Source organism: Mucilaginibacter puniceus (assembly GCF_054783175.1).
Genome location: NZ_BAAGRB010000001.1, coordinates 949087 through 967319 on the forward strand (window position 1 = coordinate 949087; position 18233 = coordinate 967319).

Here is an 18233-nt window from a genome sequence, read left to right on the forward strand (position 1 = left end):
AATCAGACAATTTTTTCAAGCATCGCAATATACCCCTCAATACCCTCCTTAATCTCCTCCACATACACAAATTCATCCGCCATATGTGACCGTGCCGAATCGCCGGGGCCGATTTTAATGGAAGTAAAATCCATCAGCGCCTGGTCGCTCATGGTAGGTGAACCGTAGGTGGTTTTGCCTAAAGCTAAACCTGCCTGTACTATAGGGTGGTTTTTATCTATGGATGATGACCGTAACCTTGTCGAACGTGGCGTTACGTCGCAACTTACTTTTTCGCGGATAGTAGCTAATACTTCCTCATTGCTGTAGCCGTCAGGCACCCGCACATCAACCACAAAGCTGCAGCTGGCCGGCACCACGTTATGCTGCGAACCAGCATTAATTACCGTAACCGACATTTTCACCGGGCCAAACAGCTCCGACTCTTTTGGAAAACGATAAATACGGAACCATTCAATATCCCGCATGGCTTTATAAATGGCATTGTCGCCTTCGTCGCGCGCGGCATGGCCTGCTGTGCCGTGGGCAACACAATCCAACACCATTAAGCCCCGCTCGGCAATAGCCAGATTCATTAAGGTAGGTTCGCCTACGATGGCGAAGTCTATGTTGCCTAATTCGGGGATAATAGATTCAATACCATTAGCGCCTGATATTTCTTCCTCGGCGGTAGTAGCCAGACAGAAGTTGTATTTTAGATTCGTTTGTTGGTTGAAGTATAAAAACGTAGCTATCAATGATACTAAACATCCACCCGCGTCATTACTGCCCAGACCGTATAGTTTACCATCCTCAACTTTAGCATCATACGGGTCGCGGGTATAGCCTGAATTTGGCTTTACCGTGTCATGGTGCGAGTTAAGCAGTATAGTAGGTTTATTAGCATCAAAATGTGCATTATACATCCATAAGTTATTCCCTTTACGCTTGGGTTTTATGCCATGTGTATGGAAAAACTGTTCCAACAGATCAGCCGTGCGGTCCTCTTCCTTACTGAAAGATGGGGTGGCAATCAATTGTTGAAGCAGCGTAATGGCTTGCTGGTATAAGGCGTTAGTATCGGTCATGATTGTTGTAAAAATAGGGAATTTTAACCTTTTATTGTCATTTCGAGCATAGCGAGAAATCTATACATATGCCTGGACGGATTAGCGTGTGTATAGATTTCTCCTCGTACCTCGTTCGAAATGACAATCATTTAATGAGTGTGATCAACCAAACAACCCTTTACTCTCCTCAATAAAATGAGGACGCGCTAAATTCAATCCCAGTTTGATATTGAATTGCTCCGATACATAATCAGCCAGTTTGGGCGAATAGCGTTCATCATGCTGGTGCATAAAAAACCAAACGGATTGCAAACCCATATCGCGCCATTGTTTAATGCGGTCTATCCATTCATCTACACGGGCATAGTCTGACGGGTGCAGGCCATTGCCTACAAAACGTATAAACGCGTGTGGCGTTGACAGGTGCATATGCACGCAATCCCTGCGACCGGTAGCATCCGTTATTACCGCACCCATATTGAGTTGTTTTAACAGGTTAAATAAGTTATCGCGATATTCAGGTATGGCAAACCAATCTTTGTGGCGCACTTCTACATAGACAGGTACATCTGTAGGTAGTTGCTCTAAATAGGCTTTTAGCTCCGGGAAACTCTTTGGCGTAAAGTTATCGCTCAATTGTAAAAACAATGGGCCCAGCTTATCGCCGAAGGCTAAAATACCTTCATAAAATTTGGTGGTGGCTTCTTCAGCATTTTTAAGGCGGCGGATATGGCTGATGCTTTGCGAAAACTTAGGACAAAATTTAAAATCAGGACGTGTATCGGCTTTTGCTTTCCATTTTGCAATGGTTTCGGCGGGGTAGGAGTTGTAGAAAGTGGCGTTCAACTCTATGCAGTCGAAATGCTTTACATATTCATCTAAAAAGTTAGCGTCTTTCGTTTTAGGCGGATAGATCTGGCCCACCCATTCCTTGCGGCCCCATTTGGCGCAGCCAACATGTACCTGTAAAGGTTGTGCGTTCTTTACTGCTGCAAGTGTTTCAATAGTTAATGCAGGATCGGGCGGCAGCGTAAAATCTACCGTCATCAATTCTTCTGGGTTTACCCGGCCAAATTCCATAGTTGCAAAATTTATATATCCAGTTTCAATCCGTCATAAGCTAACTCAATACCCAGCGGAAGGTCCTTTGATATATCCTCGTGCCTGCCTAAACGGTGGCTGATGTGCGTAAAGTAAGTTCTTTCGGCACCAATTTCCTGGGCAAAGGCAATAGCTTCCTCCAATGTAAAATGCGAGATATGAGTTTGTTTTTGAAGCGCGTTGATTACTAATATACTTGAGCCTTTTATCAATTCCTTTTCGCTTTCTGATATGGTTTTGGCATCGGTTATATAAGTAAAATCATTAATGCGGAAACCCTTTACCGGCAGCTTATAATGCATTACCTCAATGGGGATGAACTTGACATCGCCAATTAAAAAAGGTTCGTTAGTAATCGTATTCAGGTTAACCTGCGGAATGCCGGGGTACTTAAACTCGGTAAAAATATAATGGAACTCTTTTTTTATAGCCGCCTGCACACGCTCCTCTGCCCAAACATCAATGGGCGAATTTTGCTTGTAGTTAAACGCACGTATATCGTCCATCCCGGCCACATGGTCCTTATGCTCATGGGTAAACACCAATGCATCCAGATGCTGTACGTTTGCCCGCAACATCTGGTACCTGAAATCGGGCCCCGAATCTATCACCACCGTTTTATCACCATCCACCAAAATAGACGAACGTAACCGCTTATCCCGCGTATCGGCAGAGGTACAAACCTCGCATCCGCAGGCAATTACAGGCACGCCCTGTGATGTTCCGGTTCCTAAAAAAGTAATGGTCACAGTTGTAGTTTGGTTTGTTTTAGCTGCTGTAAAAAGGCTATCTGTTTTTCATCCAACAGGGTATGGTCTATTTCCAATTCCCGTGCCAGTTCAACAATGGATAATATTTTGCTCTCCAGGTTGGAGAAACGGTTGATCACAATGATCTTACTGTTTTGCAGCAGGCAGGCCCCGGTTTTAAAGTTCCCTTTTTCATAACGCACTTTGTAACCGCCGGTTTTTAGCAGCAGTTCCAGTTTTTCGAGCGTATGCATAGTTAGGGTAAGCATGAGTTCAAAAATAGCTTTTTAAGCTGAAAGCTGAAAGACCAAAGCGGAAAGCTTTATGCCTTTAGCTATTTGCTTTAAGCTACCTCAAATCCACCACCTCAACACCCGGGTGTGCTTTGGCATCGTAAGTAAAAGTTGCCGCTGTTACAGCTGGGTTAGGGGCAAAGTTTTTTATGGTGTAGGTATAGCGGTTGCCGTTCTTGTCAAATATCTGGGCACTATAAATTTGCTTTTTGGCTTTGTCAACCTGTAGTTTTATCTTAAAAAAGTTGGTTTTGTCATTTTCGGCGGTCAATTCAATTTCGTGGTATATTTTGCCACTAATTTTTTTGGTGCCGGTGAACAGGTATTTATAGCCTTTCTCATAAATGGTAAATATATCTGCCGGGTTAAATCCTTCGGTGCTTTTGCCCGAGTTACTAACTTGAACTTCCTTATCGGCCTGGTTATATAACCACTGGGTTTTACCATCGCTGATAATCTCCTGCTCAACCTTGCCATCCGGAGCATATAAAGCCATTTTAAACTTGTTGGTTTTTGGCTGGGTGATGATGGAACCGGTTTGGGTTGATCTGCCTCCCTGGCCAACAGTAACCGTCAATGTAAAATCGCTTTTAATGGCGTTATAACTGCGGTATTGTTTGCTTATAGGGTTGAGTATAGCACGTGCATCAGCATCTTTTTGGGCAAAGGCAGTGGTAATAGTGGTAAATAATATTAGGGTGTATGTTAGGATGTTTTTCATGGTAAATAAACAGGTAATGGTACTAAGTGTTTTTTTAATTGTCAGCTCGAACATAATGAGAGTTCCATACATTTCGGTTTCCTTGTGTATAGATTTTTTCGCTTCGCTCAAGAGATAGTTCTCGTTATCACTCGAAATGACAACTGTTTATTAGAGTGGTTAGGCTATAGATGGTTTAATCCTTATTTTCCAGGGTTTCCAAATACTGCAACAATGAATATTCGTCCGGATACAACACTTCACGCGCCTTACTGCCCTCAAATGGGCCAACAATGCCTGCGGCCTCCAATTGGTCAATAATGCGCCCTGCGCGGTTATAACCCAGTTTAAGCTTGCGTTGTATTAATGAGGTTGACCCTTGCTGGTGCATCACGATCAATCGCGCTGCTTCTTCAAACATCGGGTCGCGGTTGTCGTTGTCAAAATCTTTCATGCCGCTGCTTTCGCCTTCACCCACATATTCGGGTAATAGCATAGCCGTAGGGTAGCCTTTTTGGTTGCCTATGTAATCAGATATTTTTTCCACTTCAGGCGTATCCACAAACGCGCATTGCAGGCGTATAAGGTCGCTTCCGGTTGACAATAACATATCCCCGCGACCGATCAATTGGTCGGCACCACCTGCATCCAATATGGTACGCGAATCTATTTTAGACAATACCCTAAACGCCAGCCTGGCGGGGAAGTTAGCTTTAATTGTACCCGTAATTACATTAACCGATGGCCTTTGTGTGGCAATAACCAGGTGAATACCCACCGCACGGGCCAACTGGGCTATACGGGCTATTGGCTGCTCTACCTCTTTACCTGCTGTCATCATCAAATCGGCAAACTCATCAATAACCAATACAATAAAGGGTAGGTAGCGGTGCTTTTCGGGGTCGCTAATTTTGCGGTTAATATATTTGGTATTATATTCTTTTAGGTTACGTACCTGCGCATCTTTCAACAAGTCATAACGCTGGTCCATCTCAATACAAAGCGAGTTAAGGGTATTTACCACCTTTTTGGTATCGGTTATAATAGCGTCAGCCTCATCTGGCAGCTTTGCCAAAAAGTGACGCTCTATTTTGCGGAATAAGGTAAGCTCCACTTTTTTAGGGTCAACCAATACAAACTTAAGTTCGGCAGGGTGCTTTTTGTACAGCAATGAAACCAATATGGCATTAATACCTACCGATTTACCCTGCCCGGTAGCACCCGCAACCAATAGGTGAGGCATTTTAGCCAGGTCGGCAATAAATACTTCGTTAGATATGGTTTTACCCAGGGCGATAGGCAGGTCCATGGTAGTATTCTGATACTTCTCTGTAGCTAATACCGATCTCATAGAAACCATCTCGGGGTTTTGGTTGGGCACTTCAATACCAATTGTACCTTTACCCGGCATAGGGGCTATTATACGTATACCCAAAGCAGCTAAACTTAAAGCAATATCATCCTCCAGGTTTTTAATTTTAGATATACGCACCCCCGGTGCAGGTATAATTTCATACAGTGTAACCGTTGGTCCAATGGTGGCCTTTATCTTATCGATCTCGATATTATAATGGTTAAGCGTTTCAACAATTTTGTTTTTGTTTACTTCCAGCTCTTCGGCACTTACCGAAATTTTATTGGAGCCGTGATTTTCTAACAGATCCAACGGCGGATATTTATAGCCTGCCAGCTCCAGTTTATGGTCATAAGTTCCAAATTGGTCCACCAATGACTTGGCCTTTTCATCGTCAGATTGTTCAATGCCCAAAATAGGGGTTGGCCTTTCAACCTCAATACTTAATGGTATTTCGGTGCCTTCGTCAGCATCATAAGCAGGGGTAGGGTCGGGTGTTAATGTTACGGCCTGGTGTGCTACAGGTTCGTGAAATACCGGTTCGGGTACCAGGTCTTCCGCCTTTAATGGCTCGGGTTTTACGGTGTTAAAACCTCTTGGCCATTCAACGGGTAGTGAAATTTCCTCGTCCACCAATTCTACAGGTTCAGTTGGTAATAAAGGGTCGTTACTATCCTCTGCTGTTTTAGGTTTACGTTCAGGTATTTTAAAGTCGATATTATAAGCTATGATCAGTGCTGTTAATCCGGCAAAGACTAATAATCCGCCTGTTCCTGCCTGGCCTATTTGTGCATTAAGTAACAGGTTGGTCCAGTAGCCAAATTCGCCCTCTAAAAAGTGAGGGTAATCTATCATAAAACCATGTACAAAACCTATAGATACGGATAAGAATATGATACCAAACAAGCCATAACCAAAGGTTTTGTTTAACGAGTACAGCTTTACTTTAAACAGCAGGCGATACCCAATAACAAAAAATATAAACACAAATATGAATGATGCTATACCAAACCATTGATATATAAACTGATTAGATAACAGCGCACCAAATTTGCCGAGCCAGTTATCCACCATTGGGTCCTTTATACCATTTTCAAGTAACTCCTGCTGGGTTTTAAACAAGTTATCCCAGCCGCCATTGGCAGGCGATACATAGCTTTGGTCCTGTTCCCAGGTAAATAAGTAGGAGGTAAAGGCAATTAAAAAGTATAAGGAAAATATCAGGAAAAACAATCCTATAATTTTAACTAAACGGCCATCGTTTAAATCAAAAACAGGCATTTTTTCTGTTTTTAATTTTGACGGGCGCTCGCTTTCGCCTTTTGTTGATGATTGTCGAGGTGTATTTTCCTCCTTGAAATTATTAGATCTAAACTGGTTTCCTTTGATCGGCATCCCTATACGTACGGTAATAAAGTACAAATATAAAGTTAATAGATTAAACAACTTATTTGACAGTATTTTTTAATTTTTTAGTAATATTGAATTATGAGCATGCAAAAACTAGAAGAATATATTACTAATGGTGATGCAGGTGGCTTGATGGACCTGCTGATAGAAAACCCTGCTTTAGCTACAGGAACTACCAGCCATCAAATATCGCCGCTAATGCTTTCCTGCTATTACAAAATGCCACAGATAACCGATGTGCTGTTAAAGGCTATTGATGATATCACCCTTTTTGAAGCGGCTGCTGCGGGGCAATTTGATAAAGTTGTTCATTTAGTTGCTGAACAGCCCAATAAAATTGATGATTATACCACCGATGGTTTTACCGCTTTGGGTTTGGCTTGCTACTTTGGGCATTATAATGTAGCCAGGTATTTGATAGAGCAAGGTGCCGATATCAATCTGCCATCAAAAAATGGTTTTAACGTATTCCCTATACACTCGGCAGCGGCGGGTAATTATACCGATATTTTACGTTTGCTGATTGAAAGCGGCGCGCAGGTTAATGTGAAACAGCAGGCCGGCAGTACCCCGTTACATGCTGCTGCGCAATATGGTAACCTGGATATGCTGATCATACTATTAGAGCACGGCGCGGATGTGAATGTGCGTATGGAAGGCGGTAAGCTACCTGCAGATATTGCACGCGAAAAAGGCTTTAGCGAGATATCTGAAATATTAGCTTAACAGCCTATAAATGAAAAAGGCCAACCCTGTCCCCAGGCTAGCCTCTTCAACAAAACTATTTAGTTAATAATATTTTACCAGTTACCGGCATATATATATGTTGGTGTACCTAAGTTGGCAATTTTTGATGTTGAAACAGCCAGGTTTACTACTTTGTTCTCACCGTATCTTCTATTTAGGTCCTGTACATATAACCATTGTTTATATTGTTGCGGAACTGCAGTTTCTTTCTTTTGTTTAAAGAATTCCGGATCAGTAGCAATCATAGCAGCTACATCTTTTTTAAATTCTTCTGATTGAGGTACTGCAGCAGTCAAGGTAGGATATTCGTTACCCCATTTTTGATAAAAATCTATGAATAATTTTTCTTTCTGCGGGTTAGTATGGAATATCCATGGGCGCGAGTGGTTGTATAAAAAATCTACATAAGTTTTAAAACTTTGATATTCAGGGTTGTGGGTTAGTGCCTGCTTAATGCAATCTGTATTGGCATCAATCATGTTGGCAACGTTCACAATGTCTCGGGTAGTTAAAATTTCATTAATAGGGCATTGGGCTTTGGTAGTTGCGCTGATGCCGAATGCTAACGCGCATGCAATTAATACTTTTTTCATAACAATTCTCCTCTGTTTTTAATTGGTATTGTAAATATACAATAATTATCACAACAATGTTACATTTTTTTTAATTTTTTTTACAGAGGTAAGTATTTGGTGTTATTTTGATAATAGTTGTTAAATTATGTGGCTAAATAATGTCAAATTCGCAATTATCGTATGGCGCTCCATAAGCCTATAACGAAAAACTTAGGTAATTTTTGATTGCAAATTGTAACAATTGTTATACATATAGTTGCTGGCATTTGGTGCAAAAATAGGAGTGCCTTTTGGTTTTGCCGGTGTCTTTCTTATGAAGGGGAATATGGTTACGCGGGCAAATATCCTGCTCATAAGCTTCCAGGTGTTTGTTTAATATGCCCTCACTGCGCCATTTTAAAAAATCGAAGCTAAAATCAACAACTTTATCTATGAGCCCTAATAGTTTTTTATCGGGTATATCACCAATTATACTTTCGGGATGTATTTTGGCCCTGAACAAGGCTTCATTTTTGATGATATTACCAGAGCCGGCAAACAGCTTTTGATTAAGCAAGGCATCACATATCATTGTTTTGGGTTTTGCTTTGAGTTTGGCTAAAACTTTGTCAGCATCCCATTTATCACTCATAATATCCGCGCTCCAGTCGTAAACTTCATCAAGCGGTCGCTCTATTAACTTAACAGCAGCTATATAAAAATTAACCTCGCCATTGGTAAAGCGCATATGTAAAGAAGCATTTTTTTTACCGCGCTCGTTTATCTTGTACGAGCCAAACAGCATCATGTGCACCCGTACCGTAAACTTAGGGAAGCATAGTAAAGTGTGTTTGCCCCATGTTTTGATATCCTTTAAGGTTTTGCCAATAAGCAATTCAGCGTTAAAGCCTTTAGCGTAGCCATTGGCATCAATTACTTTTTTGCCTTTAAATGGCTTAAGTTTTTCTTTTAAAATAATTATGGATGGTCCCTCGGGCATGATGCTGCTGTTTTAGTAAAACAGGCAAAGATTAAGCCAAGTTGAGCAACGATAAAAATGTCAGCAAAATTGCTTTTTCTTCAATATGTTGATATTCAAATAATTATATAGTATTTAAGTTCAAAAATCCTGACGAATAGTAGGTTAACATTTTTTCGGCTATAAGTTTATTAACTTACTCATTGTCAATGATATGAGTTTTAAAAAACTTAAAATGTGTAAACCTTTGTAAACCTAAATTGCCGGCTTTATATGGTTAGAAATTGCAATACCGTTTATAAGTAGGATAATCCCTGGAACCCCGAACCATCATAAGGTATAGGTTCAAAAGTTTCGCCTTCTGATAACTCGCAGCTTACTTTCATGGAGTTAAAGGTAACATCGCCAAAAATATTGGCTATGGCGGTATCGGCGGCATCACGGCCGGTGGCTATTTTAACCAGGCCATTAAGCGGTACCAGTTTGGTGGCATCAAACAATATCCATTGTCCGCCTAAGTAGGCTTCAAAGCAGGCATGAAAATCCTGGGGGCGTAATTTATAGGAGTAGCCGGTAAAATATCTCGCCGGTATAGTTAACGCCCTGCATAAGGCAATTCCCAGGTGTGCAAAATCGCGGCATACGCCGGCTTGCTCGGTAACGGTATCATAGGCCGATGTTTGCGAATTAGAGAAACCGCTTAGGTATTGTACATTATTATATATCCAATCAGTAAGTGCCACTACCTGCGAGTACGGGTTTTCAATATGCCCAAACATGTTTTTTGCCAACCGGTATAATTTATCTGCCTGGCAGTAACGGCTGGGATATAAATAGGGTAATATGGAAGGATCAAGCTGTGCTACAGGTATATCTTCTTCATCCTTATGATTAGATAAGGTATAACAGTTATCAACCGTAGCGTTGTAGGTTACTTTAATTTTACAGGGTTCGGTAATTTCAAAGCGCATTAACCGGTTTTCGGCATAGGGCGATACCAGTTCCTCAACCTTTAAATAAGGATCAATAGTAAATGTCTCGTTTAAAACCGCCTGGTGTGGCGTGCGTAAAGCGTTGATGTTTAAAATCAATGTACTTGCCGCCCCCGCTGTATATTCCATCTCGGTAAATACATCAAATTTCATAGGTGTTATTTTTTATTTAAGTTACTTTATTGAAGGTAGCATCCATCCACTCTTCAGATATATTTTCTAAAGCTGCCTTTAATTCTTCGGCCCATTGTATAGATATATTTTCCAGGTCTTTTTTCTCGTAACGTTGTTCTATTATATGAAAGCTGTCCTTTTTATAAACCGCTACGTCAATAGGAAAGTCAACATTATTTGAACTTACCCTTGTTGAATCAAATGACAAAAATCCTGCCTTTAAAGCCAGTTTTAAACTGGAGTTTTCATTTAAAATTCGGTTTAAAATAGGTTTACCATGGCCCGAATTACCAATAATAATAAAAGGCGCACCCTGCCCCAATTCAACCCAGTTACCTTCCGGATAAAGCAAAAACAGCTTATGTTCCGAGTCGTCCTTTAATTGGCCGCCAATAATGGTGTGCAGGTCAAAATTAAAGCCCGCTTTTTCTAAAGATGCTTTATCTTCATTAGCTACACGCTTAATCTGTTCGCCAAAGGCATTTACCGCTTTATACAATTTATTATACTCTGTAGTTTCCAATAATTCATTAAAGTAGACAATAGCCTTGTCGCGGGTTGACCGCAGGCCGCTGGTCATTATAAAAAGCGAAAAACCGTCCTTTTGTTCTATGGTGATCTTCTTTTTTACAGTTGTATCGGTTCCTGATGTGATACGGGTATCGGCAATGGCTAATAATCCTTCTTTAACTTTAATTCCTAAACAGTAAGTCATACTTTATTACAAGAGAATTTATAAAAATTTTTGAAGCCGCCAAAGTAATTAAATTAAGGCATAATATAATAAATTTATATGTATACCAAACGTTATTTAACCGATTGTTAGTAATGCATAATTAAATTTACTAAGTAGGTAATTTTTAATGGGATTGAGTATATTTACCCATCTCAAATATTAAAATATAATGAGGTTACATTTTTTTTCAAGTATCGATCCGCCTTATCGATCATCTTTCAGGAGTTTTTACATCCTTCAAAACTTGCAAACAGTTAAAGCTGTTAGCACTGTTTACTTTGTTGCCAATTTATTTTTACGAATTATTGGGTACGCCAATGACATACCTAATAGCTCAATACCTAACATCCATGAGTATGATGTTGCTAACTGGTTCTCGTTAGCTATATCACCTATATTTTATTTTATAAGCGTGGTACTCATTAAACGTTTTTATGATACCAAAAAAATGTTAACAATTACGCAATGGTTTGTAATTGTGTTCGCATTGTTTGCTATACTTAGTAGTATGCGCTCAACATTTTTTGTGATGCATAATCCCCGTAATTCCATGGTATTATATTTTATGGGATTAATAATAACCAGTGTGTTTTTTACTTTTGAGTATTTACAAACACTGTTTATTGCATTAATTACAGGTGCTTGTTTTGCTCTGGTGCTGCCTTTTTATCAAACTGCTTTTAACGAGATAGTGATGAATAACTTGGCGTCGATTGTTTTATTGATAGCGTTTTTTTGTATTTCAAGATTTTGTTTTTCATACCGGGCCGATAATTTTTTAAAAATACGGGCCATTGAAGAAAAGAACCAGGAGATTGAGAATGCCAGTATTATAAAAAACGAAATACTGGGCATTGTAGCTCATGACCTGCGTAATCCGCTTGCTGCAATTAAGACCATTGCCATGGTAATGGAAGATGATGAAACTATTAATGCCGATAATCAGGACAACCTTCAAATGATCAAATCAGCATGTGATAAAGCGGTCTCTATTATAAACGATCTGCTGGAAACCGCCCAAAATGAAACATTAGAGTTTGACATTGAGGCAACAGAGTTAAACCAGTTTTTACAAAAAGTAGTAAATGATTGGAAAAGAAATACCAACGCGCGTGTTAATCTGTTATATTATGGCACTGCCGAACCGGTATTTAGTGGTATAAATGCCGAAAAAATGCAGCGGGTAATGGATAACCTGATAAGTAATGCCATCAAATTTTCAGATGATAGTAATGTGGAAGTTTCTTTACAGGCTTTAAACTCGCAGGTAATTATTCATGTAAAAGATTTTGGAATGGGTATACCTAATGACCTGTTGCCTTATATTTTTGACCGTTTTTCAAAAGCCAGCCGTAAGGGTGTCCGCGGTGAAGAATCTGTTGGGTTAGGGCTTAGTATAGTTCGCCAGATCATTAAAAAACATGGAGGCGAAATTGAGGTTGATAGTGTTGAACAACACGGAACCACCTTTACTATTACGTTGCCAGTAGCCGCATAAAAATTTAACTTATTTAAAATATCTATTGGCAATAAATAATTATATTGCAATCGATTACCCTGTAATTACGCTTGTTTGTGGCGGTATAATTGCACCTTAGGATAATCAATAACCAATTGTAGTTCCCGTATTGCCAATATAATTTATACATTATGGAAGAGTCTCGTCGTGATTTTATTAAAAAAACAGCCATAGTAGGCAGTGGGTTGGCATTACCCAATGTAGCCTGGAGCGCGCAAAGCTATAAGCGTATTATAGGCGCAAATGATAGGGTACGTGTAGGTGTTGTGGGTTATTCTGACCGACATAAGGGGGCGCATATGCCTTGTTTTATGAACCATTATAAAGAGTTGAACTTTGACATTGTAGCTGTATCAGATATTTGGAGCAAACGCCGTGACGAAGGCACAGCAGCATGGAAGGCTAAAATGGGGCATGATATTGTGGCGTGTCGTAATAATGAAGAGTTATACGATAAAAAGCTAACCGACGCCGTATTTATAAGTACTGCTGATTTTCAGCATGCATTGCATGCAATTGAGGCTGTTAAAGCAGGGCAGGATGTATATTGTGAAAAGCCATTTGCCGAAACTATGGAAGACAACCGCGCAGCTTTAAAAGCGATCAAGGCATCCGACCGTATTGTGCAGATAGGATCGCAAAGGCGCAGTGGTGCCAATTACCATGCCGCTAATGATTATATCCGATCAGGCAAGTTTGGTAATATTACCATGGTTGAGCTGGCCTGGAACGTAAATCAGCCGGGACGCTGGCGCAGGCCCGAGTTGGTGGCCCAGCTAAAAGAGCAGGACATCGACTGGAAACGTTTTATAATGAACCGCCCGTTTGAAAAATTTGACCCACGTATATATTTAGAGTACCGTCTGTTTTGGCCATACTCATCGGGCTTACCGGGCCAGTGGATGAGCCACCAGATTGATACCGTACACTGGTTTACCGGCCTGAGCCATCCGCGCAGCGTAACTGCAAATGGTGGTATTTACCAATGGAAGGATGGCCGCCGCAACTGGGACACCATAACCGCCGTGTTTGATTACGGCCCGGCTAACGACCCAACTAATGGCTTCCAGGTTTCGTTCCAGTCGCGTATGCATAATGGTACTGAGAACCCTACAGAGATTTATTACTCTATTGGTGGCGAACTGAATTTAGATACCAACAAGGTATCGCCTAAAGGTGGCTTAACGCAGCGTTTTGCAGCTGCCATGGGTATGCAGCCGTTCCTGTTGCCGGAGAGTACATTAGCATCAACCGAAAGGGTAGTGGCCAGTGCCAATACCGGTGCCGATGCGTTAACATCAGCCCACGTACGCAACTGGATGGAATGTATTCGTAGCCGTAAAACGCCTAATGCACCGGTTGAAGCAGGTTATAGCCACTCTATAGCCAACATCATGACCACCGCTGCGGCACATACCGGCATGAAAGCTACTTTTGATGAAAAAACACAGGAAGTGATGGTAGGCGGCAAGCCGTTTAAATATTAGAGATACAAACCCGTTTGTCATTTCGAACGAGGTACGAGGAGAAATCTTAAACGCTTTATAGGTTTTGAGGTTTCTCCTTTTTTGTTTTAGAGTGGAACCTTATATTAGTATATGTTTATCAAATTGCATAAAGTCGACCTAAACCTTTTAAAAGAAGACTTAAGTCCGGGATTATTTAACCAATTGACATTGACTTTAGAGAGGGACAATTATCTTATTGAAGCATCAACAGATGTAATGATAAATCTACAAGACGAATTATCAGACTTATTAATGATAAAGGGGTTTGATGAAGATTATAAACCTAACTCGTATGGAAATCGTATAGAAAGTATAATTGACAAAGTTACAGCAATCTTGAATGATTAACCTTCTCGGATTTATAAGATTTCTCCTCGTACCTCGTTCGAAATGACAATTGTTTATTAAGCTTTACCCCGTCGCAGCACAATTATCCGGCTGAAATAAACAATTATTCACATTATATACAATCTCCTCTAAGGAGAATGGCTTGGCAATAAACACATCTGCCCCATAGGTAGTGCCTAGTGATTCTAACACCCGCTGATGACCCGATACCATGATAACCGGGATATGTGAAGTTTTAGGATTGGTTTTTACCTGGTGGCAAAACTCGCCGCCGTTAATGCCCGACAGGATGTAGTCAACAATTAACAGGTCGGGTTTAATATGGCTGATGGCCTTAAAAATATCATCAGTATTGGTCAAACATTCAACTTCGTGTCCTTCGTCTTCAAGGGCGATCTTCATCATTTCAAGGATATCCTCATTATCATCAAGGATAAGAATTTTTTTGGCCATAAAGTTTACAATTGGTGGTTAAATAACAAACGCAGGTGTATATTTGTTTAGTATTAGGGTGGAAAAAATCCCCAAAAAGATACCCGTTTGATATACAAACAATTATGGCAGGGCAGGCAGAAATATTAAATCTGGATGATATTAAATTATTGGTAGATACCTTTTATGACAGAATAAGAGAAGATAAATTGCTTGCCCCTATATTCAACGAACGCATCCAGGACAGGTGGCCCATTCATTTGGAAAAAATGTATAAATTTTGGCAAACGGTTTTACTGCAGGAGCATACTTATTTTGGCAGCCCGTTCCCGCCACACGCACAATTACCTGTAGGGCATGAGCATTTTGCTGCATGGCTGGCCCTATTCAATAAAACCGTAGATGAATTATTCACCGGCGAAAAAGCCACCGAAGCCAAATGGCGCGCCGAAAAAATGGCTGAGCTGTTTGAAGCTAAGATCGCTTACGCAAAGAGTAATCCTTTTAACATTCAATAGTAAAAAGCCCATTTGTCCTCTCGAACATATTGAGAGATCTATACACGCTTAACCTGTTTGTGTATAGATTTTTTCGCTATGCTCAAGAGATAGTTCTCGTTATTACTCAAAATGACAAGAAGGGTTTGCCAAACAAAAAAAGGGCAAGCATAAATGCCCACCCTTTTTACAAATTAACAAATCAACTTTAGTTACCTGGCGCATAATCAGGAGTGCCCACAACTTTATAAACTTTATCATTATTATTATCACGTGTTTCCTGGTAGTAATAGTCATCAGGGCTTACCATATATTTTTGTCCGTTGATATTTATTTTACGGGTATCATTAGGGAGTTGAGATACGATATCGCCAATTTGAGGCGCAGGGCCCATGTTATATGAACCTGCATCGCCGTAATCACCATTATAGTTTTGTAAAATAGGCTCGTCTGTTTCTAAATGGCCGTCTTTACCTACTACCTGGTAAACGATAGTGCCGTCGTCTCTGACAATCGGTTGGTAATACACACCATTTAGTTCATAGTATTGAATACCGTTGATCACAATAGATTCTGCACCGCTGGGTAAAGCATTTACTGCCGCGCCAATAGGTGGCTCAACTATGGTATATTGGTTGTTGTTGTATTGATAAAAATAACCATTGCCGTAGTAAAATTGCATATCTGCCCAATAAAATGGGTAGTATCCATAAGGCAGGTAACCATAGCTTAAACCTAAACGAGGATAGTATAAACTGCTATAAAAACCGCTGTTATAATAAAAACCGTTGCGCACTGCCCAGGGGCTATAGGTTGTATAACCACGGCCATAATTGGCACGGCCGTTATAATAATAGTTACGGCCATAATAAGAGCGGCCATTGCTATAATAGGCACGGTTTGCACCTGTACGGCTTGGGGTTATACGTGTAGCGCCACCAACACTGGGGCGTCCGCCTGTACTAACCCTGTTATTGTTATTATTATAGTTACGTGTATTTCCTTGTACAGATTGCGTACGGCCGGAGTTTACTCGAGAACCAGATTGTACGCTACCAATTGATTGACGGCCCGCACCGGGATTGGTACCTGTAACAGACTGACGGTCGTTACCTGGATTAACCCTCACGACAGACTGACGACCAGAATTAGGATTAGTACCGCCAAACGATTGACGGCCCGGATTTACAGTACCCATAGATTGGCGACCAGCGCCGGAATTACCACCACCAATAGACTGACGTGCACTGCTACTACCACCGGGACTAACGCTTGGGCCGCGGCTACCGCCGCCACCGGAGAAGCCACCGCCACCACCACTAATACGGCCACCGCCGCCGCCACCACTACCGCCGCGCGCACCGCGTTGGGCATCAGCAGGTAAGGCCAAAGCCAAACATAATAGTCCGCTTAAGCCTGTAAATGTTAAATTTCTGATTATATTTCTCATGTTATATCTTGAATAGTTGCCAGCATTAATTGCTGTTATAATATAATAGACTAAAAAAACGCAAACGGTTTAACGCCGTTATAAATATTATAAAAAAAGTCAACTAACATTACCGGGAGTTGACAATTTTATACTTAAATAATAAGCACAAAAAAACCGGCCCTGAAATCAGTGGCCGGCCTTTTATAGGTAGACGGTAGTATTATTTTACAGCACCAGGAGTAGTGTAAGGCATAGTTTGAGGATCAAAATGAGCCCAACCGGTAGTCCAGTTAGTAGTACCAAATGCACCACGATAAGCAACTTTATCAAAGAAAGTATCAGTAGCTATTTTAGCATTGGTAAATGCTGCACCGGTTTCGGCAATTGAACCCGCTTTAACAGTAAAGTCAGGAGTACCAGCGTTTGCAAAATCAGATGAATATTTAGACGGATCGTTAAGCAAAACACCTGCGTATAAAGTAGTGTTGAAAGTGTTGTTTGCTCTAATCAATGCGTCAAATACAGTTAAGTTCTCGCCTTTAGTTTCGTTTGTTTTGGTTCCGTAAACAATATTATTAGCAAATACCAAACGTCCTGCAGTGTAGTTGGTTGAAGTAGCTTTAGCAGTTACCACTTTTGAATCGTCAATATAAATACCTTGGGCAAAACCTGAGAAAATAGAGTTAAATATGCTTATTGCAGAGTTACGACGAATTTGTGCAGCATGCTGGTGATTGGCACTTACGTTTGAAGTATTAGAAGCGGCATAAGGGCCTATCAGCGTCATGTTTGAAAATATAGCTGATGTTTGAGGAACAAGATCTGAACCTGAAGCATCATTATCTGATTCAAATGCATTTGAACCAGAAACGTCTGCAATGGTATTGTATCGCTGCGCTACACCATACTGCACTTTACCTGAAAAGCCAAAGTCGGTATCAAAGTCATCATCTAAAGAACCGATAGCCAATAAGTGTTTTGCAGTAACTGTACCACCAAACCACTCGTAAGCATCGTCACCCGAACGGTAAACTTCTATATAATCAAGTGTTGTACCTGCGCCAACACCACCCATGGTTAAACCATTGATCTCGTTATCAGGTGAAAATGGTACACCTGCGTACTCAATACGTACATATTTTAATGTACCAGAATTGTCATTAACATCGGTACCACCATATTGAATGTATTTCGCTGCATCGCCTTTAGCGTCCAGGCCGCCTTCAATTTGTACGTTTCCGCTTTGGTTTACAGGTGCTTTACCTAATAGTATTATACCTCCCCAGTCGCCTGAGTTACGAGTGCCTGCAGCAAATGATGATGTAAATACAATTGGTTTATTAACTTCACCAATAGCTGATATTTTAGCACCACGAGTAATGATCAAAGTACCTTTACTCGCTTTATCACCTTTAATAATGGTACCGGGCTCAATAGTTAAAGTAGCGCCGTTAGTAACGTAAACAAAACCTTTTAAAAGATAAATTTTGTCTGCTTTCCAGGTAGTGTTTGTTGCAATGTCGCCTGATACCTCGGTAGTGTTGCCACCGTTAATAGGAGGCTCAACAGGGTCAATAGTTGCTGTTTTTGAGCAAGATGTAGCAAAAAGTGTCACACCTAATGCTAATAATAATAGTGATTTTTTCATTGTTTTATTAT

The 18233-nt window shown here is 40.7% G+C and carries 18 protein-coding genes; 5 read left to right on the forward strand and 13 right to left on the reverse strand.

The window, feature by feature from the left end; translation table 11 throughout:
* Positions 1–2 precede the first annotated feature (2 nt).
* The 6 genes from ACYVJ6_RS04485 to ACYVJ6_RS04510 form a co-directional block, all read right to left on the reverse strand.
* Positions 3–1067: a M20 family metallo-hydrolase gene (locus ACYVJ6_RS04485; protein ID WP_460692831.1), complete on the reverse strand. Its 1065-nt coding sequence runs from the start codon at positions 1065–1067 to the stop codon at positions 3–5.
* A 144-nt stretch (positions 1068–1211) separates the two neighbouring features.
* Entirely contained in the window at positions 1212–2129 is a 918-nt protein-coding gene (locus ACYVJ6_RS04490) for a DUF72 domain-containing protein (RefSeq protein WP_460692832.1), read from the reverse strand.
* A gap of 11 nt (positions 2130–2140) precedes the next feature.
* A complete protein-coding gene (locus ACYVJ6_RS04495) occupies positions 2141–2899 on the reverse strand; it encodes an MBL fold metallo-hydrolase (RefSeq protein WP_460692833.1) in 759 nt (252 codons plus the stop codon).
* Positions 2896–3153 carry a hypothetical protein gene (locus ACYVJ6_RS04500; RefSeq protein ID WP_460692834.1) on the reverse strand — a complete coding sequence of 86 codons (258 nt, stop codon included), beginning with the start codon at positions 3151–3153 and terminating at the stop codon, positions 2896–2898. Before ACYVJ6_RS04500 ends, ACYVJ6_RS04495 begins: the two co-directional genes overlap by 4 nt.
* Before the next feature lie 94 nt (positions 3154–3247).
* Positions 3248–3913 (reverse strand): LolA family protein, encoded by a 666-nt coding sequence (locus ACYVJ6_RS04505; RefSeq protein WP_460692835.1) that lies wholly within the window; start codon positions 3911–3913, stop codon positions 3248–3250.
* A 175-nt stretch (positions 3914–4088) separates the two neighbouring features.
* Entirely contained in the window at positions 4089–6641 is a 2553-nt protein-coding gene (locus ACYVJ6_RS04510; protein WP_460693296.1) for an FtsK/SpoIIIE family DNA translocase, read from the reverse strand.
* A 99-nt stretch (positions 6642–6740) separates the two neighbouring features.
* Here ACYVJ6_RS04510 and ACYVJ6_RS04515 point away from each other — a divergent pair, with 99 nt between their 5' ends.
* Positions 6741–7382 (forward strand): ankyrin repeat domain-containing protein, encoded by a 642-nt coding sequence (locus ACYVJ6_RS04515; protein ID WP_460692836.1) that lies wholly within the window; start codon positions 6741–6743, stop codon positions 7380–7382.
* 74 nt (positions 7383–7456) lie between these two features.
* Here the strand turns inward: ACYVJ6_RS04515 and ACYVJ6_RS04520 are convergent, their stop codons facing one another.
* From ACYVJ6_RS04520 to ACYVJ6_RS04535, 4 genes are all read right to left on the reverse strand, one after another.
* The gene (locus tag ACYVJ6_RS04520) at positions 7457–7996 is read right to left on the reverse strand and encodes a hypothetical protein (RefSeq protein ID WP_460692837.1); all 540 of its coding nucleotides are present in this window, start codon (positions 7994–7996) and stop codon (positions 7457–7459) included.
* Positions 7997–8222: 226 nt separating this feature from the next.
* A complete protein-coding gene (locus tag ACYVJ6_RS04525) occupies positions 8223–8957 on the reverse strand; it encodes a DNA-formamidopyrimidine glycosylase family protein (RefSeq protein WP_460692838.1) in 735 nt (244 codons plus the stop codon).
* A gap of 275 nt (positions 8958–9232) precedes the next feature.
* A complete protein-coding gene (locus ACYVJ6_RS04530) occupies positions 9233–10081 on the reverse strand; it encodes a transglutaminase-like domain-containing protein (RefSeq protein WP_460692839.1) in 849 nt (282 codons plus the stop codon).
* 16 nt (positions 10082–10097) lie between these two features.
* Positions 10098–10817, reverse strand: coding sequence for a peptidase (locus ACYVJ6_RS04535; RefSeq protein ID WP_460692840.1), 720 nt, complete (start codon positions 10815–10817; stop codon positions 10098–10100).
* 190 nt (positions 10818–11007) lie between these two features.
* On the opposite strand from ACYVJ6_RS04535, the gene ACYVJ6_RS04540 reads away from it, so the two are divergent.
* The 3 genes from ACYVJ6_RS04540 (at position 11008) to ACYVJ6_RS04550 (ending at position 14213) form a co-directional block, all read left to right on the forward strand.
* Positions 11008–12336 (forward strand): sensor histidine kinase, encoded by a 1329-nt coding sequence (locus ACYVJ6_RS04540; protein ID WP_460692841.1) that lies wholly within the window; start codon positions 11008–11010, stop codon positions 12334–12336.
* A gap of 152 nt (positions 12337–12488) precedes the next feature.
* On the forward strand, positions 12489–13844 hold the full coding sequence (locus ACYVJ6_RS04545) for a Gfo/Idh/MocA family protein (protein WP_460692842.1): 1356 nt from the start codon (positions 12489–12491) through the stop codon (positions 13842–13844).
* Positions 13845–13955: 111 nt separating this feature from the next.
* Positions 13956–14213, forward strand: a complete 258-nt coding sequence (locus ACYVJ6_RS04550; RefSeq protein ID WP_460692843.1) for a hypothetical protein — start codon at positions 13956–13958, stop codon at positions 14211–14213.
* A 63-nt stretch (positions 14214–14276) separates the two neighbouring features.
* On the opposite strand, the gene ACYVJ6_RS04555 is transcribed toward ACYVJ6_RS04550, so the two are convergent.
* Positions 14277–14666 carry a response regulator transcription factor gene (locus ACYVJ6_RS04555; protein WP_460692844.1) on the reverse strand — a complete coding sequence of 130 codons (390 nt, stop codon included), beginning with the start codon at positions 14664–14666 and terminating at the stop codon, positions 14277–14279.
* A gap of 104 nt (positions 14667–14770) precedes the next feature.
* Between ACYVJ6_RS04555 and ACYVJ6_RS04560 the strand changes: the two genes are divergently transcribed.
* A complete protein-coding gene (locus tag ACYVJ6_RS04560; RefSeq protein WP_460692845.1) occupies positions 14771–15163 on the forward strand; it encodes a group III truncated hemoglobin in 393 nt (130 codons plus the stop codon).
* 187 nt (positions 15164–15350) lie between these two features.
* On the opposite strand, the gene ACYVJ6_RS04565 is transcribed toward ACYVJ6_RS04560, so the two are convergent.
* Together ACYVJ6_RS04565 and ACYVJ6_RS04570 are read right to left on the reverse strand one after the other, a co-directional pair.
* On the reverse strand, positions 15351–16592 hold the full coding sequence (locus ACYVJ6_RS04565; RefSeq protein ID WP_460692846.1) for a DUF6515 family protein: 1242 nt from the start codon (positions 16590–16592) through the stop codon (positions 15351–15353).
* Between the two features lie 202 nt (positions 16593–16794).
* Complete coding sequence (locus ACYVJ6_RS04570; RefSeq protein ID WP_460692847.1) at positions 16795–18222, reverse strand: hypothetical protein; 1428 nt, start codon at positions 18220–18222, stop codon at positions 16795–16797.
* Between the last annotated feature and the right edge of the window lie 11 nt (positions 18223–18233).